Below are 22,617 nucleotides of genomic sequence, written 5' to 3' on the forward strand. Positions count from 1 at the left end.
AAGTATGCTTACTTTTTGACTACTTTAATTATTTGTGTTTGTCCCTCCTCGGTTGATAGTTTGAGCACATATACCCCTTGTTTCAGGTGAGCCAGGTTAAGTTCTGTTTGGTTTCCTTGTGTGGTGGCTTGATAGACTGTTCTGCCAAGGTTATCTACTATATGGATTGAATGCTTGCCTGTATGTTCAGTAACAAGAGTAAGTTTGTCTTCAAAGGGATTGGGATACAGATTTACTTTACTTTCCAGGCTTTGCTGAACACTTTCTTCACTTGCTGCTAGTCTGGCCGTAGCGTTGACTCTGGTAAAAGAAGTGGTTCTGCCCCAGGTATCTGACAAATTGGTTTTGACCCTCACATAGTATTTCTGATTGAGTGCTAATTCAGCAAACACAGCATAATAGGTCCCTGTACTGAGTCGGCTTGCCGTAGATCTGTTGATCACCCCTGTAGAGAAATCAGCAGAAGTGCTTACCTGCAAGGTGTAAGTAGTTGCTCCAGGCACCGTATTCAGATACAGCGAAGTGCCGGTAGTAGTAGCTCCATCACTAGGATTGACCACATAAGCACTGCCGGCAGCAGAAGCAGTGGTAAAGCTAGTAACAGGGCCCCAGCACAAGCCAAGGTTGGTATAGACCCTGACATAGTACTTCTGATTGAGAGAAAGTTCAGGAAAAGAAGCATAGAAAGTGCCTGTGCTGAGCCTGCTTGTGGTGGTTTTAGTGATCACTCCTGTGGTAAAATTAGCAGAAGTACTTACCTGCAGGGTATAGGAAGAAGCCCCCGGAATGGTTTTCAGATACAAACTAGTTCCGCTTAGGATGCTTCCACTGGAGGGGTTGACTACCAGGCTGCTTTGAGCAGCGTTGCTGCAGGAAGCAATGAAAGGAGAAAGATAGGAACCGGCAATGACAGTGATAGCAGATTGAGCCGGCGTTTGCCAGCCGACTGCTAAGTGATCTCCACCGGTAGCTTCTTTGTGCAGGGCTTCGATGTAATACTTTTTACCGGCTACTAAAGAGAGAGAAGCAGATTTCTGAGAAGAGAATTTGTTCCATTCTTTATTGCCAGAGTACGTAGCAACAGAGGCAATCTTTACTTTCTTAGTAGGATCTTCATCTGAGGACAGGTAGAGTTCACACTGGTCATCCCCTGAGAGGTAGAAGGTATAGTTGCCGCTATAAGGAGCACACAGATAGCCACGGATTCTCTCCCCATAATTATCTCCCTGATTGGGGCTAGTTTCAAAGGAAGTGAGTTGAGCAGAAGAACTAGGCGAAGTATTCAAAGGAATGGCACCCACAGAATAGCCTGTGACATTGAGCCACTTTTCCTGCAAGATACTCCCTGTTGCTGAGCAGCTAATAGGTCCAAATACTGGAACTGTACCCGCTTTAGAGCCATCACTTTTCCATAATTGACTATCAGTAATAAAAATTAGTTTTCCATTTGAAGTTGTAAATGAAATTAAAGGCATAATAGTAGCTTCATTTGGCTCATGTATTGTTTTAACCAGTGTAGTGCCTTGAGCAGTTCCATCGCTTTTCCATAGCTGTACACCACCTTTATCAGTTTGTGTACTAAAAAATAACACTCCATTTATATTAGTCAGATTTTCAGGATTAGAGTCTGTTACCCCTGAAATTATATCTTTCACAAGCAAAGTACCAGATGTCGTACCATCGCTTTTCCATAGTTCACGCCCGTAGGTAGCATTATAAGCCGTAAAGTATAAAACACCATTTATAGTGGTAAAGCTTGCAGGCTCAGAACTGCCAGCCCCGACGAATATATCTTTCACTAACATTGTACCTGGCTCTGTACCATCGCTCCTCCATAACTCTCTTCCATTAGTGCCATTATCTGCCGTAAAGTATAGTATATTATTCATAGATGTCAGATACTTTGGAGAAGAACTTCCTGTTCCGGAAACTATGTCTTTCACAAGGGTAGTACCAGCTGTCGTACCATCGCTTTTCCATAGTTCCCTTCCATTAGTCTCTGTATCTCCCCTAAAAAATAAACTATTATTAGATGTAATCAGGTATGAAATTGGCGTTTTATATGGATTAGGCTGATCATAAACATGTGGAAATTCTTTTACTAAAACTGTTCCATTCTTAGTACCATTACTCTTCCATATTCCATTTCCATATGGCGGAAAAAGAGAAGGAAAATATAATAAATTATTTAAAGTTGCAAAAGAGTAATTCTCATAGTCATAGTATCCATAACCATAAAATAACCCCAACCTTACTGTGCCTGCTTGAGTACCATCTGTTTTTACTAAATGATATTGATTTGATGAGGTAGGTTCTATATAAAAAACTGTATTTCCTATTTCATGGAAAAGAGTTTGAAAGTCTCTACTTCTATCATTAACAATATGAAATACCTGATTTACTTTCATAGTGCCTTCAGTAGTACCATCACTTTTCCAGATTTCGTATCCTGTTTCATAACTCCCATAATAAGTTTCACTTTCTATTGTAAAGTTATTGCAAACAAAATACAAGGTGCCGTTGACATTGGTTAAACTATGGGGATAGGAGCTTTCACCTCCTGGCTTCAGATCCTTTACTAAATAAGTACCTGCCGCTGTACCATCAGTGCGCCAAAATTCTGTGCCATGCACACTATCTGTAGCTGTAAAAAATGCTATTCCATTAGCTGTGGTAAGCCAGCCAACACCAGTAGGCCGTTCTTGTGCAAATGCAGGAGAAGAGAATAGCAAATAATAAAGCAGTAACATCCATAAAGAGAAGCGAATCCTGCATATTAGGTCAACAGTTTTACAGCTTGATATTTCATTGCTAACGTGAATAAGTTTAGAATCAAATGTAAGGGATAGAAATGGGTACATAGAGTTTGGGTAATAATGAGATTTAATTTTACAGTATAAGAAATTAAGGTTGATTCAATCTTAACATAATTTTTAGTAGACTGTGTCAGGAAAGCATTTTCTGCTTGATCTGTCTCATTAGGAATTCATCTGTTGCATATGTAAGCATATGTCTGACCAAAGGAAACAGGACAGTGTTAATCCATCATATAAGTTTTAAGTAAGTGTAAATCTTACATGTTCTGGTAAAAGGATTTCTCAGGTTTCTATTCCATTATTAACTCATTTTAATCTATTAACCAGACAATAAATGCTCAACCTGATGTAATCTTACACAGGCAATGTGAGCAAATAAAAGGCCGGAGCATTAACACAAATCGTGCAATCTTTAACACATTTAGACCATTTGGAAGAAAACGAGATCTTTTTCACAGCAAAGCCGGGAGAAACTGTTTCCTCCCGGCTTTGCTGTGAATAGATGAAGAAAGTATGCTTATTTTTTGACTACTCTTACTGCCTGAGTTTGGCCATCCTCTGCAGAAATTTTCACTACATACACGCCTGTTTTCAGATGAGCTAAGTTAAGTTCTGTTTGAACTCCTTGTGTTGTGGTTTGATAGATGGTTCTGCCTAAGTTATCCACTACGGTGATGTAGCGTTTGCCTGCCTGAGAGTTAGCAAGGGTAAGCTTGCTTTCAAAAGGATTAGGATACAAACTCACTTTATTTACAAAGCTTTCTTCCACACCTACTCTGGCTTGGCTTACTGTTGGAGAAGCAAGGAAAGGAGAAAGGTAAGTACCTGCAATCACTGCAATGGAAGTTTGATTGGGCAATTGCCATCCAACGGAGATATTATCATTACCAGTATTTTCTTTATGCAGGGCTTCAATGTAATACTTTCTGCCGGCTACTAAGGCAATCACGGCTGACTGCTGGGAAGCATATTTATTCCACTGCCGAAGCGAAGTAGAAGCAGTGATGGAAGCAATCTTTACTTTCTTAGCCGGATCTTCATCTGTAGACAGGTATAGTTCTCCTTTATCATCGCCTGCAATGAAGAAGCGGTAATTACCACTTACCTGCGGATGCAAATAGCCTCTGAACCGCTGTCCATAGTTATTGCCCTGATTAGTAGCCTGTTCAAACATGGTGACTTCATCAGTGGTGGTGGCTGCAGTGGTCAAAGGGATATTGCTGATCTGGTAACCCTCTACATTAGCCCAGAACTCTCTTGAGAGCTTGCCTGCCCCCTGAGGAATATAAGGAGACAAAACACTTCCGGGAATAACAGAGATAGCAGATTGAGCCGGGGTTTGCCAGCCCACAGCTACTTGATCATTGCCTGTTCCTTCTTTGTGTAAGGCTTCAATGTAATACTTTTTACCTGCTTGTAAAGGGATGGCGATTGATTTCTGCTCAGGGTATTTTGTCCACAATTTCATTGCTGTGAAATAAGGCACAGAAGCGATTCTGGTTTTTTTTGCCGGATCATCATCTGTGGAAAGGTAAAGTTCACATTTATCATCACCTGCAATGTAGAAAGTGTAAGTACCAGTATTGGGCACACACAAGTAGCCCCTGATACGCTCGCCATAGTTATCACCTTGGTTGGGAATAGTTTCAAAGGAAGTGAGCTGAGTAGAGGAGCTAGGAACTATACTTACAGGAATAGCACTTACTGAATTGCCTGCCACATTCAGCCATACTTCTTGTAATATGGAACCTGTCGCTGAACATAGTTCTTCACAAGTGGCTGTAACTGTGATTGTCGCTGTATCAGATAAAAATACGCTTGTACAACTAATGGCTTTGATGGTGAACTGATTATTTCCTGAATTTAAGCTTACTGCCTGAATGGTGAGGGTAATGTCACCACCACCAGTTACCGGAACACCTAAAGCAGCATTATTGATAAAGGCCTGGTATCGTACATTAGCTTCACTTGCTTTAATAATAATCTTTCCATCCTGCCCTGTACATACATTGCCTCCCTGCAGCAATACATTTTTATCAGGTACGCCTACACAAGTGGCCAGATCATACTTCCATAACTCGTTTCCGGTAGCAGTTGAGAAGGCATTGAAATACAAAATATTATTCAATGTTGTTAGCCAGCTTGTATTTGAGCGGATAGGGCTAGTCCCATCAATTAAACCTGTGCCTGAAGGGGTGCCATCTGTTCTCCAGAGTTCTTCTCCCGAACTGCCATTAATAATTTTAAAATATAAGATACCATTGATATTGACCAGGTTAACAGAAGGTATACTAAAATAATCTGTGATGAAGTTATCCTTAAGTTTTATCAAACTTTCATTGGCAGCTACCTCACTCACCCATAAATCACCCAACCCATCTTCTCCATACTCAAAATATTCCCAGTCAAAAAAATACAATTTTCCATTTGCATATGTCAGACTCGTAATGGAAGGAAACGGTCTTATTGCACTCAGGTCCCGGAAAAGGGTAGTACCAGCAGCAGTGCCATCACTTTTCCAGATAGTGCTATTATCTCTATTTACAAAGTACAAGAGCCCATCCACATGTATTAATTGATGAGGATATGATCCATTTCCGCCGGATACAATATCTTTAACAAGGGTAGTGCCAGCGGCTGTTCCATCACTTTTCCACAATTCTACGCCATTTGTGCCATTATTGGCCGTAAAAAACAATGTGCCATTCACATGGATCAGATTACCCACTTCATCAGAACCTCCCGGGTTGATGTCTTTCACCAACACTGTACCGGCAGCAGTGCCATCACTTTTCCAGAGTTCCGTTCGATACATCTCATCAATGGTTGTGAAATACAAGAGGCTATTTACAGCTGTCATATTGTTAAAAGGACTATCATACTCATTTATACCGGCGATAATTTCTTTCACCAGGATAGTGCCAGCGGCAGTACCATCACTTTTCCAGAGTTCCTCACCATAGCTTGGGTGATAAGCTGTAAAAAATAAAGTGCCATTCACATGGATCAGGTTTTTTGGATTTGCATGATCAGGTCCCGGATTAATGTCTTTTACCAACACTGTACCGGCAGCAGTGCCATCTGTTCTCCAGAGTTCCTGCCCATTGGTGCTATCCTTCGCAGCAAAATAGACGATATTGCTGGCGGCAGTCAGGTATTGAGGATTCCCGCTGGCAAGCCCCGGATTAATGTCTTTTACCAGAACCGTTCCGCCACTGGTACCATCACTTTTCCAGAGTTCCTGTCCATTGAGGCCATCGCTGGCCCCAAAGTATAGATTACCAGCTGTACTGATTACATATTGTGGATTGGCATTATCGGAAGCTTCTTCGGACGAGGTTATATTTATTTTAACAGTACCAGCTAGAGTGCCATCGCTTTTCCAGAGATCATTATAGTCTGGCACAAAGAACATCTTGCCATTTACATCTGTATAATACATTATCTGGTTAAAGTAATGCAATGGATTGGTGAAATCCGCTAACTTAAAAGTACCTGTTGTTGTACCGTCACTTCTCCAGAGGCTAAAATCATGCGATGGGTAATTTTCATAAGTTGAAAAATACAGGATGCCATTGGATTGCATTCCCATATTGATGCCAGCATCTCCGGGCAAGGTTATATTTATTTTTACCGTACCGTTGGGAGTGCCATCGCTTTTCCATAGCCCCTCTCCGCTAATATCATCGTTCGCGATAAAAAATAATGTTCCGTTTACAGCTCTCAGAGAGTTGACAAATGAGTTTGAGGCAAATTCTTTCACCGGCACTGTACCTTCAGCTGTCCCATTGCTTTTCCAAAGTATAGATCCTACAGAAAAAAACAAGGTTCCATTCATTGCAGTCGGACTGTTAAACTGGAAAGAATAACTCATGTCTGGAATACTTTTTACAAGCACGGTACCTTCTGTAGTTCCATCACTTTTCCATAGCGCATGTTTGTTTATTGGATCGTAGACTGTAAAAAACAAGGTACCATTGACACTGGTCAAATTGCGGGGAAGAGCTCCTGCATATTCTTTCAAAAGGCTGGTTCCTTCTTCGGTGCCGTCTGTTCTTATAAGCGCATTTCCATAAGAAGTTACCCCGCTTATATATAAAGTGTTATTAACTTCCGTGAATAGAGTATTATCCTCCTCATCAAAGCCACGTTGAATTCCAATATTTACTCCCCGGGTACTTGATAAAGTATAAGAATACGGGTTATTTCCACTGCTGTAGAAAACCGTATTACCTGCTTTGGTTAGGAGAATAGGTGCAGGACCTCCTTCTTCGATCTCCCAGCTTCCCAAATCCACACTGTTTACAAGTTGTGTACCTGCCAGGGTACCATCACTTTTCCATAGCTCATAGCCTCCGGTTTTGGTATAGTAGGAAATTGCCTTTTCATACTGGTTGGCAATAAAATACAAGGTGCCATTTACTTCTATTAACCTGGAGGGATTAGAATTGCCTAAACCAGGATTAATGTCTTTCACCAGATAAGTGCCTTCCGGTGTACCATCACTTCGCCAGAGTTCCTGCCCATGGATTGCATCATACCCCGAGAAATACAAAATGCCATTCACATTTGTGGGCGCCAAGGGATTTAATTTTTGAATAAACTGTGCGTTTATATCCTTAACTAGCGTGGGTTGAGCTGTAGCTAACGCATAGCAAAGCAGTAGGCTTATACTTATACAAAGACCTGTTTTTGTAAAATTGGTGTAAAACCAGATATGGGCCGTAAGTTTACCCCATCCATATGGTAGGAAAGTAAAAAGTTTTTTCATATACTAATTTTAGGTAATAGAAGGTTATACGGGCAAGGTATAGAAAAAACAAGCAAGAGTATTAATACAAATCTTGCAATTTTTAACACACTTAGACTATTCTGAGGAAAACGAGATCTTTTTCACAGCAAAGCCGGGAGAACACTGTTTCCTCCCGGCTTTGCTGTGAAAAATAAATGTTAAGAGCTTACTGTTTGACTATTCTCAATACCTGAGTTGATCCATCCTCCGTTGATACTTTCACTACATACACGCCTGTTTTCAGATGAGCCAGGTCAAGGCTTGTTTCTGCACCTTGAGTGGTGGTTTGATAAACAGTTCTACCTAAGTTATCCGCTACTGTGATGTAGTGCATGCTTGCCCTAGGGGTACTCAGTGTGAGGGTGCTTTCAAAAGGATTAGGATACAGACTCACCTTGCTTTCGAGGAATGCTGCAGCCTCTTGCTCTTCAGCCCCTACTCTAGCAACAGCATTCACTCTGGTAAATGTGGTAGTTCTGCCCCACACCTCGGACAGGTTGGTTTTCACTCTCACATAATACTTCTGATTAAGGATCAGTTCAGGAAACACAGCATAATACGTACCGGTGCTAAGCTTGCTTGCGGTGGTTTTAGTGATCACTCCTGTAGTAAAGTTAGCAGAGCTACTCACCTGAACTGTGTAGGCACTAGCCCCGGATACGGTGTTCAGATACAGGGAAGTGCCGGTAGTAGTGGCTCCATCACTAGGATTGACCACATAAGCACTACCTGCAGCTGAAGCGGTAGTAAAGCTAGTGACCGGTCCCCAGCACAAGCCAAGGTTGGTATAGACTCTCACATAATACTTCTGATTGAGTACAAGTTCAGGAAAAGAAGCATAATAGGTACCGGTGCTGAGCTTGCTTGTGGTAGTTTTGGTGATGACTCCTGTAGTAAAGTTAGCAGAGCTACTCACCTGCAAAGTATAGGAAGAAGCCCCCGGAATGGTTTTTAGATACAAACTAGTTCCGCTTAAAGTACTTCCACTGGAAGGATTGACCACCAGGCTGCTTTGAGTGGAACTGCTGCAGGAAGCAATAAAAGGCGAAAGGTAAGAGCCGGCAATCAGGGTGATAGCAGTAGAAGCAGGCGTTTGCCAACCGACGGCTATGTGATCTCCTCCGGTTGCTTCTTTGTGGAGGGCTTCGATGTAGTATTTTTTACCGGCTACCAAAGAGAGAGAAGCAGATTTCTGAGAAGGGAATTTGTTCCATTCTTTATTGCCAGAATAGGTAGCAACAGAGGCAATCTTTACTTTCTTAGCAGGATCTTCATCTGAGGACAGGTAGAGTTCACACTGGTCATCCCCGGAGAGGTAGAAGGTATAGCTGCCGCTATAAGGAGCACACAGATAGCCTCTGATTCTTTCTCCATAGTTATCTCCTTGATTGGAGGTAGTTTCAAAGGAAGTGAGTTGAGCAGAAGCACTAGAAGCAGTATTAACCGGAATGGCACCTACAGAATAGCCTGTGACATTGAGCCACTTTTCCCGCAAGATACTTCCAGTAGCTGAACAGGTGACAGCAGGTGGAAGTGTACCTTTGGTTTTCACTAACCAGATGCCATTACCTGCCTGGGTTTTATCCCCATTATTATTTCTATCTTTACCAGGAGTTGAAGAACTATGTCCTACTAATGTGAAACTATTATCAGTATTTTGAAAAATTGCATTAAGGGATTCATCACCAAAGCTGCCGAATGTTTTATCCCATTCTCTACTGCCATTGCCATTTATTTTTATCATCCAGTAATCGCTGCTATAGTTTAAATCCAGTGTACCAAATTCGGAACAAGTTATCTGGCTAGTGCCATGGCTGCCTTCTGTTTTACTGCTTGAAATTCCTGAAAAAGATGTGCCACCTAAAAGATAGCCTCCGTCTGCTGTTGTAAGCATGACTGTTAAAAAATCGCTGTTATTAGAATTGCTTAGCTGGCTTGTCCCTCCAAAAAAAGACTTATCCCATTGCTTAGTACCTGTAGCAGTGATTTTTACCAGCCAGAAGTTAGCATTTCTTTTACCTTCATAGGCAAAACAATTAGATACATAAGTGCCAACTGAACTGGAACTTCCTCCTATCAGATACCCACCATCCGGACTTTGCACAATAGCTGTCAAGTCTTCAGAGAAACCTCCTCCAAATGTTTTATCCCATTCTTTAGTCCCATTTGCACTCACTTTTACAACCCAATAATCACCATACCCATTATCCTGATCATCATCCTGGCAAGCTTCTGTTTTATCTCCACCAATGCCTGAAGTGGAAGTGCCGCCTAATAAATAGCCTCCTTCTGAGGTTTGTAGTACAGTTGTAAGGATATCATCGCTTTCACCTCCATAGGTTTTTTCCCACAGCTTTTCTCCATTGCTGTTAAATTTTATTAGTCCATAATCGTGGGCTTTATTAACAGATGAATAGGTATTGGCCAATAAATAGCCACCATCTGTAGTTTGTATAAAATAGTTGAGCTGCTTAAAATAGCTAAGCCACACCTTACTATTTTCTCCATAGGTTTTTTCCCACAGCTTTTCTCCATTGCTGTTAAATTTTACCAAACCAGCTGTTACTGTGGTATTATCTGACAAATACGTGCTTGCCAAGTAACCTCCATCGGCGGTTTGAATAATTCCCCTGATACTACCAGTAGTAATAGTTTTTTGCCACAACTCGGTTCCATTGCTTTTGATTTTTACTAATACATAACTACTTGCTAGTACAAAATTTCCATCTGTGCCAATCACACTATGCGTAAAATCACTATTAAATTCCTTTGACCATGTTTGTTCTCCATTGTTGTTAAGCAGTAGCGCACCACTAGCATAACTGTTAGGCCATATCCATCTAGAATGAGTTATCAGGTAGTTTCCATCTGTTGTTCGCTTCGCCGTATTGACACCTCCTGTTCCTGTAAAAAGCTTATCCCATTGTTTAAGAGTAATTACAGGGGAAGTTACTTCCGGGTGTGTGGTGGTGCTTTTCTGCACATATTCTGAACTTGCACCATTTTCATCCACGGCTTTTATCCGGTAATAATAAGTAGTATTAGGCTGTAGATCAGCATCTGCATAAGAATGAGAGTCATATGGGGCTGACTCAATTTTTGTAAAAGGGCCATTAGCAGAAGTTGATCGTTCAATCACAGCATTTCCATAACCTATAGACCATCTTAAATGCACCTGCGTACGAGAGGCTGCAGTAACAATAAAATGACTAGGTGTTTCTAATACATCCATTACTTTCACAGTACCTGCCTCGGTTCCATCACTTTTCCATAGTTCACTAGGATGACCAATCAAAAATTGGTGCTTAGTTGTAAAATATAAAGTACCATTGCTGTTGATTAAGCTTCCATCTACTATCAAGCGATTTTCACCAATACTGGTTTTTACAGCGAATGTTCCATTTGAAGTTCCATCACTTTTCCAAAGGCTTTGATAGTTATAAACAAAAAATAAGGTGTTATTAGCAACCAGTAAATTATAGATATTTGAAGAACTACTGCCAGGTGTTATATCTTTTTCCAAGATAGTACCTGCCGTTGTACCATCACTTTTCCAGAGTTCCCTGCCATGCACTCCATCATTGGCTGTAAAATACAAGGCGTTATTAAAATTAGTTAAATAAAGAGGACTGGAATGATTAGGCCGGTTAGGCCCGCTTTCTATGCCCGGATAAATATCTTTTACTAAGGTGGTGCCTGCCTCAGTTCCATCACTTTTCCAAAGTTCTGCTCCCAGAGGGCTATATTCATCAGTAGTAAAGAAAAGATTATTTCCTACAGCCATACTAAATCTAGGACTTATAGATTTTTTTACAAGAACAGTACCTTCCGCATTACCATTACTTTTCCATAACCGATATTGTCCCAATACAAAATCAGTAAAATATACCACTCCATTCACAGTGGATTTAATTAGTTCAGGGCTGATAACTTCTTTAATTAATATGGGATTTTGCGAATTTCCATCTGTTTTGTATAAGCCCCCATAGGGTTTATTATAAAACAGGGAATTACCTACACTTGTAAAAGGGCCAAAGTTATATTGATCTTCAATATATCTATCATAGGTAGTCACATCCGTAACTTTGATGGTGCCTGCTTGTGTGCCATCTGTTCGCCATAATTCATATGTATTAATGGCATTATTTACAGTAAAATATACTAAGTTCCCAGTATGAGTCAGACCTGTTGAGGCACGGTAGTAGGCAATATCTCTGTCATAATCATATTCCCTAAGAGGCAACTGTAAGGGGACATCTTTTATTTTGATGGTACCTGCCTTAGTGCCATCACTTTTCCACAACTGGTAACTGGTTTCTCCTTCATTGGCTATAAAGTATAGTGTGCCATTCAAGTTAATGAGTTTAGAAGGAAAGGAAGAAGCTGAACCAGTAGTAATATCCTTTACTATATAAGTGCCTGCTGCTGTGCCATCACTTCGCCATAGTTCGTTACCATGATCAGTATCATCAGCTGTAAAAAATATTATTCCATTTACATCAGTGAGATTACTGTAGTTAGTAGGCTGTACTTGTGCGAAAGCTATGGAAGAAAGATGGAGCCAACCAATGAATAGAAACCAAGCAGAAAAGTGAAGTCTACTTATCAGGTTAATAGTTTTATAGATAGGTATTTCATAGCCTGAATGAATAAATTTGAAATTAGATGTGGGGAATAGAAATCTGAACATAGATTTTGGGTAATGATTAGGTTTACTATGAAAGTTAGATAAGGGTTTAAGGTATTTCTTAATTTGATAAATTCGCAGTCTCCCTACAAACACACTTGTTTTAAGCTATATAAAGGATTAAGAAGTCTGTCTGCTGACAAAGCCTGCCAAAGAAAGTAAATGTGTTCGCATAAAGTAGGTAAGAACTAGAAATGGTATAGAATTAATGCTTGATTTAATAAACAGGTAAGCATAAATCTTACATGTTTTTATAAGCTCATTTATATAGCTTCATTATGAAAGACTTAGCGTATTGCGTAGTATCTTATTTAGTACTATCTACAGCAATGGGCGAATCTTACATGGGCAAATCAGGGAAAGGGAGAGGAAAAGTGTTAACACAAATCGTGCAATCTTTAACACATTTAGACCATTTTGAAAGATAAGCAAGATTTGTCTTTAGAAAATGAAACGGAATCAGATTCTCCTGGCTATTTTTTAAAAGAACCTATCCATTCACTTACTTTTAACTACTCAACTCACCTGGGTTGTCAGTTCCTTTGTAAGTACTATAGTTGCACACGTTTCCGCCAGTGCAAAAAATAATAGTATCATTAGAAGTGATTATAATCTATGTATTTCAAATATCTTTTTTGAACATTAACTTATTTAAGAGGATAGCAAGAATAAATTTGAACATTTCAAGAAACGTATAATAAAAATACCATAATCACGTTCAATGAACCTATTTCAGTCAATGTTAAATGAATTTTTTAAGTAATAATTATCAAACCATAACAAGCTAAATTGAAATAATTTTGTAACCTTGTGCTGTAATTAGTAGTAGAAAGCATAATATCTAATTTTTTTGCATACAATTAAGTTAAATAATCGTATAAAACAGTAAACCCAAATCCTTACCGCTATGAGTAAATATCAAGAGAATCAGAATATTTTGTTAGGCTTTATCGTTGGTGCAGCCGCTGGTTTGGCAGCCGGTATATTGCTGGCTCCTGACTCTGGAGAAGTAACCCGCCAGACGATTGCTAAAAAGGCAACTGATCTGAAGGGCAAAGCCAATGACTTAACAGGGCAGCTAAAGGAAAAAGCTACTACCCTGAAAGGCCAGGTAGGTACTCAACTTAACAGTACAATCAAAACAATAACAGATAAGACTAAATCAGTAACTGGATCGGTTACAGGACAGAATGGTAAAAAAGCGCCTAAAAAACCTGCCGGACAGTCTTATCCTAATAGTCCCAATACTGATATTGTAAGCTAACATTTACCTGGTTGTGCAAATTTTCTGTTCAGCCAGTCAATAAGTAAGTATAGAGCCTTTGATACAGACAGCATTCTCTGTCTTGTCAAAGGCTGTGTGTTTTTAGGGAGTTCTGGCTGTATTACCGAACTGATATTGCTCCAAGCTAAACTCAAATATTATCAACTTTTGATTGGGTTCTCCTGCTTTTCCATTTATCTCCAACTCAACCTGTAGAAGGCTTAGTACGCAAAGAGTATAAGACTAAAATCTATTCTCTTATGTAAAGCAGTGCAGTATTACCCACCAACCTTTACCTCATTTTAATTTTCTTATTCCTATTCTGAGAGATTAACTTATTAGGATCTTCCCATTTTCCGCTGATTTCTTACTTATCGATTAGCAACGCCCATGTACAGGAGTGGTAAACTATTTGTATATTGTGACCATTGTAACACTTCTCTGCACCCCATGGTCTCCCCTGGCAGTACTGTAAGTATTCTCCGGGACTTTTTCTTTAAAAGCCCCTTTCATACCTTTGGCATGGCGTTCATCCTGTTTTTGCTGCTGTATTTTTTATTTGCCTCGGCCGCTCTTTTTATTACCAGGTTTATCCAATCCAGTTACAAACTCAGCGGCCAGGAAAGCTACGATCCGGCACAAATAAGAAAGGAAATTAAATATTCCATTGTTTCTATTTTTATTTTTGCCTTGCAGGCTATTTTTATACAAGTGGCTTATGTACAAGGCTGGATACACATAAACTGGCAGATCAATATAATTACCCTCGTTCCGCAAATACTTATCCTTTTCTTCTGGAATGAGCTTCATTTTTACCTTTGCCACCGGTTGCTGCATGTGGGATGGTGGTTTCGGAAAGTGCATAAAATACATCATACTTCCTATCATCCTTCGCCCTTTTCGGTGTATAGTTTTCACTGGATTGAAGCATTTTTGCTGGGAACTGTTATCTTTTTACCACTGTTTCTGTATCCTTTCCAGTACCTTGCTTTGTTGTCTTTGCCGGTCATGAGTATTTTTCTCAATACCTTAGGCCACTGGGACTATGATCTGTTTCCACACCTGAAACCTTCCAGTTTACTTAAATTCAGCTACCGTCATGCCATGCACCACCGCAAGGTACACGGCAACTTCGGTTTTCTGCTGCCGGTATTCGACCGGATTTTTAGAACAGGGATTAAGTGATTTAAAATTATAAACTATTAAAATATCTGCGTTATGTGAGCCATAAAGTAAAGGTTACAGTTATTTCGATTCCTCATTAAAAGTCCACCTAGTTTTCACTTTCAACTATCAATTAGCCATTACCTCATACATGAGTTTACAAAAAGCATATATTACGGCCATTGGAAAATTTCTGCCTGGCGAACCTATTGGAAACGAGCAGATCGAAGAAGTGATTGGGAAAATTCATGGCAAACCTTCCCGTACCAAAGACCGGATGCTACGCCAGAATGGTATTCAATTCCGGCACTATGCCCTGAATCGAAACCAGGAAGCCCAGTACTCAGTCAGCAATATGGCAGCACTGGCTATTGAAGATTGCCTTAAAAACACAGCTATTACCAAAAAAGAGGTAGATTTATTAGCAACTGCCAGTACACAGGGAGATCTGCCGGTTCCTGGTCTGGCGAGTATGGTGCAGGCCGAAGCCGGATTAGATACCTGCGAAATTGCTACGCTACATGGTGTGTGCGGTTCAGGAATGATGGCTATGAAATATGCCTGGCTGCAGATAGCTGGCGGTTTAAAAAACAATGCCATGGTGTGCGCTTCGGAGTTTGCCAGCCGTATGTTTAAATCGGCCAGGTTTGAAAGGCAGGAAGAGGCAAAAGACGGAAACCTGCCTTTAGAGACAGATTTTCTCCGGTGGATGCTTTCCGATGGCGCAGGTTCCGCACTGATTCAGCCACAACCCTCTTTGCAAGGAATTTCCTTTGAAATTGAGTATATTGACATAAAATCGTATGCCGGACAATTTGATGTGTGTATGTTCAGCGGCATGAACAAAAACAATGGCCACCGTAAATCCTGGCTTGATTACGGCGATTTCCAGCAGGCAGATGCCGCCGGTGCTATTAACCTGAAGCAAGACCTGAAACTGGTTAATAATATTGTAAAACTCGGGGTTCAGCGCTTTTTTGAACTGATGGATGAAGGGAAGATTCAGCCGGAGAAAATAGACTACCTGTTGTGCCATTATTCCTCCCATTTTTTCAAAGGCCAGATTCTGGAATTGCTGGAAAAAGGAGGATTACATATTTCGGAGGAAAAATGGTTTACAAATTTGTATACCAAAGGCAATACCGGATGTGCGTCTATTTTTATCATGCTGGAAGAACTGGTTCGGGAGAAAAACCTGAAGCCAGGACAAAAAATTCTGTGTATGGTTCCCGAAAGTGGCCGGTTCCTGACAGCTTTTATGATGCTTACAGTTGTAGCGCCTCAGCGTCCGGCAAAAAATTATTACACCGAAATCAGTGCGCCACATTTTGAGACCTCCGGCAAACCAGTACAGGAATGGCTGGTACGGCAGCTTACCCAGGTTTGGATAGATTTTGAAACCAGGCTTAACAAAGTGCCGGTAATTGATAAAATTAACCGGGGCTTACTCACCAGGGAAGAATACATGGACATGCTCTATAATATCCGTCAGCAGGTGGTAGATGGTTCACAGTGGATTGCCAGGGCCGCTTCGCATGTGAGCATGGAGTATTTTGAAGTGCGTTCATCGTTCATCCGCCATTCCAGCGATGAACACCGGGATTACCAGATGCTGGAGAAAAATTATGTGAACATGGGTGGCAGCCTGGAAGATATCCGCAAGGGTGAGAAAAATGTGGGAAGCGAAGCACTAAGCGCCTATATGTTTCACCGGGCCAGCCGCCAGGACCCATTCGATTTACTGGGGGGCATGTTTATTATTGAAGGACTAGGTAACCGGCTGGCTGGCAAGTGGGGAAGAGCCATCAAAGAGCAACTCAATCTGGCAGAAAATCAGGTTTCTTTCCTGATCTACCATGAATCCAGCGATGCCGATGACAACCACTTTGAGCGTTTCGAAAAAGCCATCCAGTCTGATCTGCTGACAAAACAAATGGCTGAACGGATAGTAAAAACAGCCAAAGTAGTAGCCAGATTATATGTAATGCAACTGGAAGAGATTGGTAAGTTTTAAACTTTCCTTTTTATAGATGTATGTTGCCTTTCTTTTGAATAAACAATATTATTTAATTTATAAAACTCATTACTCAATACTATAAAATTATGGTACACAGAAATGAAATGAATGTGGTAAATTCCATAGAATATTTCGAGCAACTGGAACATAACCCAAAAGACCCCAATCCCTGGCAAGCCTTGTTCTGGGACCGTAGTATTCCATTCAATCCTACTTCTAAAGCTGCCTTTTTGTACGATTCGCAAACACGCTCTAGGCAGTTTATTTTGCCGGTAGCCAGAGTCGTTTGCCGCCTGACAATCATGTTTATTCAGCTTATCAAACTCCTTATTCCCAATATGGCTTTTCCCAAGTTTCTGCACAAATGCTTGTACTGGGGCATGAAATACTGGATCACCCCAGAAGCCAATTACCTGATTCTGCGGCATTTTAATCTGGGTTCTGAAGTATTACAGTTCATCAAAGAAAATGTGCTTGGTGTAGATATTACTATGAATCCGCTGAAACCAACCAGACTCGAAGATGTGAAAGATAATCTGTTTCTAAATCATGATCTGAACCTGTTTAATTTTGTGATCAGGCTTAATAAGGATATGCAGCAGAAAGGCATCAGTATTAAACCCGTAAAATACCCTGATCTATCCTGTATTACAGTAGGTGAGTTCAAGTTTGAAAAATTCCGGAATGGCTTCACCAACATTCTTGACCTAAGTACAGCGATTGAAATGTTTACCCCTATATACCAGCTATTGCTGACAGATAAAGATTTCTGGCGGGCATCTAATTCCCTGCAGTTAGACGAAACCATCGGCTTGTATGCAGCTACTATTCTAAATAGTCCTGAAAAGCTGGTAGCGTTGAACAACAAACATCCCATGATTCCCTTAACTACCTGGTCGGCAGGATTTAGGTTAACGCTTCATGGCTTGTCTACAGAAGTATTACATGCCCTGCTGGTAGACCTGAAAAAGGCGCAAAAAGAAAAACCGCTTGTAATGGAAGAAAGTACAGGTAGTTAAAAATTGAACCTACCAGAGCGCATGAAGGTTTTAATTGAAAACCATGTAAAACCATGAGCACTTTCCAACTACCGGCCGATACCAAAATTGGATACATTCATTTGCAAACCGCCCAGCTGGACAGGCTTCTGTCTTTTTACGTGGACCTGCTGGGTTTTAAAGAAATAAAAAGAGAGAACAACACCTCATGGCTTTCGGCTAACGGTCAATTACCTGCGCTGATCGAACTCACCGAAAATAAACAGGCTTCTGCCAGAAACCGGCATACCCCTGGCTTATTTCATACAGCGTTTCTGCTGTCCAGTCGTTTTGCACTGGCTCAGTTACTAAAGCGTTTGTTAGAAAATAACTTCAGGCTCGGGTACGGAGACCATGGCGTAAGCGAGGCACTGTATCTCTCAGACCCGGATGGAAACGGAGTAGAACTTTATGCCGACCGCCCCAGAGATCAATGGCCCATCGTAAATGGAAAAATTGAAATGTACACCGAGCCGGTAGATACCAAAAGCTTATTAGCAGAACTAAACCGCCCTAACAGCGAATGGAAAGGCATTGATCATGGTACCTTAATCGGACATGTGCATTTACAGGTTTCTAGCCTTAATAAAGCAGAGCAGTTTTATCACCATATACTTGGCTTTGATATTACCCAGCAATCCTATCCAGGTGCATTATTTGTGTCGGCTGGTGGGTATCATCATCATCTGGGTTTAAATACCTGGTATAGTAAAAATAGTCCGCCTGCTCCGGCTGATAGTACTGGCCTGCAATCTTTTTCAATTGTAGTTTCGGATGAAAAAGCGTTAACTGGCGTAAAACAACAACTATCGCAGGCTGGCTATGCTGTAAATACTACAGAAACCGGAATTTCAACATTCGATGAAGATACGATCCATGTTCTTGTAGATAGAGCCTGACAATCATGGTTGTTATTTGTTCGTTAATAGTTGATAGTAAAAAACATTTGCACCTACTAACTATTGACCATTAACTATTGGCGAATGACTGTATCCAGCAGAATCTCTTCTCCAACAGCCGCTAACTTTAATTTACCTTTGATTTTCTTCTGCAGTTCAGCTTGTTGTAGCACTCTATATGGTTCTCCGATAGGCTCGTCCGACAGGTCGAATGTGCCATAATGCATAGGAATCAGTAGCTTGCCCTGTAAATCTTGAAAAGCTTGTATGGCCTCCATAGGGTTCATGTGTGAGCCTTGCATCATAAACGGAGGTTTATAGGCACCAACGGGCAATATACAAACATCAACCGGACCAACCGTTTGCCGGATATGTGTAAAATGCGCCCCATAGGCACTATCGCCTCCAAAATAAATACTTACTTGTTTTGTCCTGATCAGAAAACTACCCCAGAGTATTTCGTTAAAATCATTTAAGCCCCGCCGGTGCCAGTGTTTGGCAGGTAAAAAGATAATTTCCAGGCCATCTGTTACTTGATATGACTGGTACCATCCTGCTTCCTGGTACTGTCTGATCTTTCCGAAGGAGTAAATCAATTTCTGCATTTGTAACGGAGCCAGTACTGTTACAGCCGGGTTATATTCTAATACCTGCTGTATAGAAGGTTTATCCAGGTGATCCCTATGCCCATGAGAAATGAGCAGATATTGAATATTGGTCAGGTCGGAGGGAAGGCAGGGCAGAGGAGACTTACGGGGAATGAGTGGCAAATTGCCAAAAACAGGGTCTATGAGCAAATTCTGTCCCTGGATGCGAATAAGAAAAGTCGCATGCCCCAGCCATACAATTTTATCCAGACCTTGTTTACTCAATGTTTTGTTTTGTATTACCTGTAAGCGGAAGGTATCTGCCTTTTTCTCAGCTTTTTGCGGATTTCTGGTAAACTGCCAGCGGAGTACTTTCAGAAATCCTGCCTCTACATCTTTGTCTTCATTAGTGAATTTTCCATGTATAAGCTTATTACCAGAATAGTTTGGTTTAACAAATTGCAAATCAGGATTGGAGGTATAATCCGGTGAATTTTTAGATTGTGACATTATATTTTTTAATTTTTCTCATTTTTAAAATATATATAAAAACTGCATATTACCAGCCCAATCTATCATATTATTATTTTTTACTCAAACAACCTACATAAACTTATATACAAATGATGAACAGAAAAATGCGAATGGGAATGGTGGGCGGAGGGAAAGATGCTTTTATTGGAGGCATTCACCGGATGGCAGCAAATCTGGATGGAGAAATAGAATTAGTGTGTGGTGCATTCAGCAGTAGTCCCGAAAAATCTAAAGCATCTGGCGAAAGCCTTTATTTACCAGCCAACCGGGTATATGGCTCATTTGAAGAAATGATTCAGAAGGAAAAACAGCTTCCGGAAGGCGAACGAATGGATTTTGTTTCCATTGTTACCCCAAATCACATGCACTTCCCACCAGCGAAAATGGCGCTGGAAAACGGATTTCATGTGGTGTGTGACAAGCCTATGACCCTCAATCTAAAGGAAGCTAAAGAACTCCGGGATCTGGTTAAAAAAACCGGCTTACTGTTCTGCCTGACACATAATTATACAGGCTATCCGATGGTAAAAGAAGCCAGGCATATGATCAAAGATGGAAAACTGGGTAAGATCCGCAAAATAGTAGTAGAATATCCGCAAGGCTGGCTGGCTACCAAAGTAGAAAACAAACAAGCCGACTGGCGTACCGATCCGGCCCGTTCGGGTATTGCCGGTTGTATGGGCGATATCGGAACCCACGCCGAAAACCTCGCTGAATACATCACCGGCTTGAAAATTACCGAAATGTGCGCCGACCTCACCACGTTTGTAGAAGGCCGCCGGCTCGATGATGATGGCAATGTATTGTTGCGTTTCGAGAATGGAGCCAAAGGCGTTTTGCATGCCAGCCAGATTTCGGTAGGTGAAGAAAATGGATTAAATATCCGGGTATACGGTGAAACAGGGGGATTAAAATGGCGGCAGGAAGAACCGAATACCTTAATTGCTACCTGGCTGGATAAATCGGCCCAAAATCTCCGTCCTGGCGTAGGTCAAAATTATGAAAGCACCAAAAGGCATATTCGTGTTCCTCCTCCCGGCCACCCTGAAGGATACCTGGAAGCCTTTGCCAGTTTGTACCGTAATTTTGCCATTACCTTACGCAGCCGCCTGAAAGGCGAAAACCCAGACCCAATTTACCTGGATTTTCCTTCGGCAGATGATGGGGTAAGAGGGATGGTGTTTATTGAGACAGTAGTAGCTTCCAGCAATAGCAAGGAAAAATGGCTGAAGGTGCAGGAGTAACTAGAGGATAGAAATAAGCATAATAGCGATGGGCTTCAAACTCATCGCTATTTTTACAACAAACCAGAATAATGACTATAAAAAAAATATTGGTTGCCAACAGAGGCGAGATCGCTTTAAGGGTGATGCGGTCAGCGAGGGAAATGGGAATTCGTACAGTGGCTGTGTATAGCGAAGCCGATAGAAATGCCTTGCATGTCCGGTATGCGGATGAGGCAGTTTGTATTGGTCCACCTGCTTCGGCTCAGTCGTATTTAAGGGGCGATAAAATCATTGAGGTTTGTAAACAACTGGGTGTAGATGCCATTCATCCGGGTTATGGATTTTTATCGGAGAATGCAGCTTTTGCCCAGGCAACGGCGGATGCAGGTATTATTTTTATCGGCCCTTCCCCAGAATCTATCCGCGTCATGGGCGATAAACTGGCAGCAAAAGCAGCTGTTTCGGCTTTCAATATTCCGATGGTGCCCGGAACACCTGAAGCTGTTAAAGATATAGCGGAGGCTAAAGAAATTTGTAAAACTATTGGCTATCCGGTATTGATCAAGGCAAGCGCCGGGGGAGGAGGAAAGGGGATGCGGGTGGTAGAACGGGAAGAAGAATTCGTCGAGCAGATGCAACGGGCGGTAAGCGAGGCGGCTTCTGCTTTTGGGGATGGGTCGGTGTTCATTGAAAAATACATTACTTCTCCCAAACATATCGAAATACAGGTATTAGGCGACCAGCATGGACATATTATTCATTTGTTTGAACGGGAGTGTTCCATCCAAAGGCGGCACCAGAAAGTAGTGGAAGAAGCACCATCGGCCGTTTTAACACCTGCCGTAAGAGAAGCGATGGGAAAAAGTGCTGTAGATGTAGCGAGAGCTTGTTCCTATTATGGAGCTGGCACCGTTGAGTTTATTGTAGATGAAAAACTCAATTTTTACTTTCTGGAAATGAACACCCGTTTGCAGGTAGAACACCCGGTAAGTGAGCTAATCACGGGTGTAGACCTGGTGAAAGAACAGATAAAAATAGCTCAGGGTGAAAAATTAGCTATCCGCCAGGAAGACCTGAAAATCTTAGGACATGCTGTAGAAATACGGGTATATGCCGAAGACCCAGCTAACAACTTTTTGCCGGATATTGGCCGTTTGCAAACCTATGTCCGTCCACAGGGACCGGGAGTAAGGGTGGATGATGGATTTGAACAAGGCATGGACATCCCCATCTATTACGATCCTATGATCGCTAAACTCATTACTTTCGGAAAAGACCGTACGGAAGCTATCGGACGGATGAGACGAGCCATCGATGAATACCAGATCAGTGGCGTAACCACCACCCTTGGATTTTGCCGCATTGTAATGGACCATGAAGCTTTCCTGTCCGGCCGTTTTTACACGGATTTTGTGAGCAAGTATTTCACCCCTGCCCAATTAAACCAACATTTACCCCAAGAATCTGAAGTGGCGGCTGCTCTGGTGGCTTATCTACTTTCGCAGCAACAAACCAATGCTTCATCGGGGAAGGCAGCTCAGCAAAGTGCATCAGGCAGTAAATGGAGAAAGAACCGGCAATGAATTTTCATATG

At 41.4% G+C, this 22,617-nt stretch carries 11 protein-coding genes; 7 read left to right on the plus strand and 4 right to left on the minus strand.

Going from position 1 to position 22,617, the window contains the following annotated elements; all coding sequences use genetic code 11:
* Positions 1-8: 8 nt before the first annotated feature.
* The 3 genes from GXP67_RS29315 to GXP67_RS29325 form a co-directional block, all read right to left on the minus strand.
* Positions 9-2,750 carry an ELWxxDGT repeat protein gene (locus tag GXP67_RS29315; RefSeq protein ID WP_162446431.1) on the minus strand — a complete coding sequence of 914 codons (2,742 nt, stop codon included), beginning with the start codon at positions 2,748-2,750 and terminating at the stop codon, positions 9-11.
* 583 nt (positions 2,751-3,333) lie between these two features.
* Positions 3,334-7,587: an ELWxxDGT repeat protein gene (locus tag GXP67_RS29320; RefSeq protein WP_162446432.1), complete on the minus strand. Its 4,254-nt coding sequence runs from the start codon at positions 7,585-7,587 to the stop codon at positions 3,334-3,336.
* A gap of 187 nt (positions 7,588-7,774) precedes the next feature.
* Complete coding sequence (locus GXP67_RS29325; RefSeq protein ID WP_162446433.1) at positions 7,775-12,298, minus strand: ELWxxDGT repeat protein; 4,524 nt, start codon at positions 12,296-12,298, stop codon at positions 7,775-7,777.
* Positions 12,299-13,202: 904 nt separating this feature from the next.
* Here GXP67_RS29325 and GXP67_RS29330 point away from each other — a divergent pair.
* The 5 genes from GXP67_RS29330 to GXP67_RS29350 all read left to right on the plus strand — a co-directional run bounded on the left by GXP67_RS29330 (position 13,203) and on the right by GXP67_RS29350 (position 18,676).
* Positions 13,203-13,559, plus strand: coding sequence for a YtxH domain-containing protein (locus tag GXP67_RS29330; RefSeq protein ID WP_162446434.1), 357 nt, complete (start codon positions 13,203-13,205; stop codon positions 13,557-13,559).
* A 450-nt stretch (positions 13,560-14,009) separates the two neighbouring features.
* Positions 14,010-14,744, plus strand: coding sequence for a sterol desaturase family protein (locus tag GXP67_RS29335; RefSeq protein WP_162446435.1), 735 nt, complete (start codon positions 14,010-14,012; stop codon positions 14,742-14,744).
* A 130-nt stretch (positions 14,745-14,874) separates the two neighbouring features.
* Positions 14,875-16,737, plus strand: coding sequence for a 3-oxoacyl-[acyl-carrier-protein] synthase III C-terminal domain-containing protein (locus tag GXP67_RS29340; protein ID WP_162446436.1), 1,863 nt, complete (start codon positions 14,875-14,877; stop codon positions 16,735-16,737).
* An 89-nt stretch (positions 16,738-16,826) separates the two neighbouring features.
* Entirely contained in the window at positions 16,827-17,759 is a 933-nt protein-coding gene (locus tag GXP67_RS29345; RefSeq protein ID WP_232064651.1) for a DUF6999 family protein, read from the plus strand.
* A 53-nt stretch (positions 17,760-17,812) separates the two neighbouring features.
* Positions 17,813-18,676, plus strand: coding sequence for a VOC family protein (locus GXP67_RS29350; protein ID WP_162446437.1), 864 nt, complete (start codon positions 17,813-17,815; stop codon positions 18,674-18,676).
* 74 nt (positions 18,677-18,750) lie between these two features.
* Here the strand turns inward: GXP67_RS29350 and GXP67_RS29355 are convergent, their stop codons facing one another.
* The gene (locus tag GXP67_RS29355; protein ID WP_162446438.1) at positions 18,751-19,773 is read right to left on the minus strand and encodes an MBL fold metallo-hydrolase; all 1,023 of its coding nucleotides are present in this window, start codon (positions 19,771-19,773) and stop codon (positions 18,751-18,753) included.
* A 134-nt stretch (positions 19,774-19,907) separates the two neighbouring features.
* Here GXP67_RS29355 and GXP67_RS29360 point away from each other — a divergent pair, with 134 nt between their 5' ends.
* Positions 19,908-21,041 (plus strand): Gfo/Idh/MocA family protein, encoded by a 1,134-nt coding sequence (locus tag GXP67_RS29360; protein ID WP_162448093.1) that lies wholly within the window; start codon positions 19,908-19,910, stop codon positions 21,039-21,041.
* Positions 21,042-21,112: 71 nt separating this feature from the next.
* Positions 21,113-22,606, plus strand: a complete 1,494-nt coding sequence (gene accC, locus GXP67_RS29365; protein WP_232064652.1) for an acetyl-CoA carboxylase biotin carboxylase subunit — start codon at positions 21,113-21,115, stop codon at positions 22,604-22,606.
* Positions 22,607-22,617 lie beyond the last annotated feature (11 nt).

It is taken from the genome of Rhodocytophaga rosea (genome assembly GCF_010119975.1).
Lineage (GTDB): Bacteria > Bacteroidota > Bacteroidia > Cytophagales > 172606-1 > Rhodocytophaga > Rhodocytophaga rosea.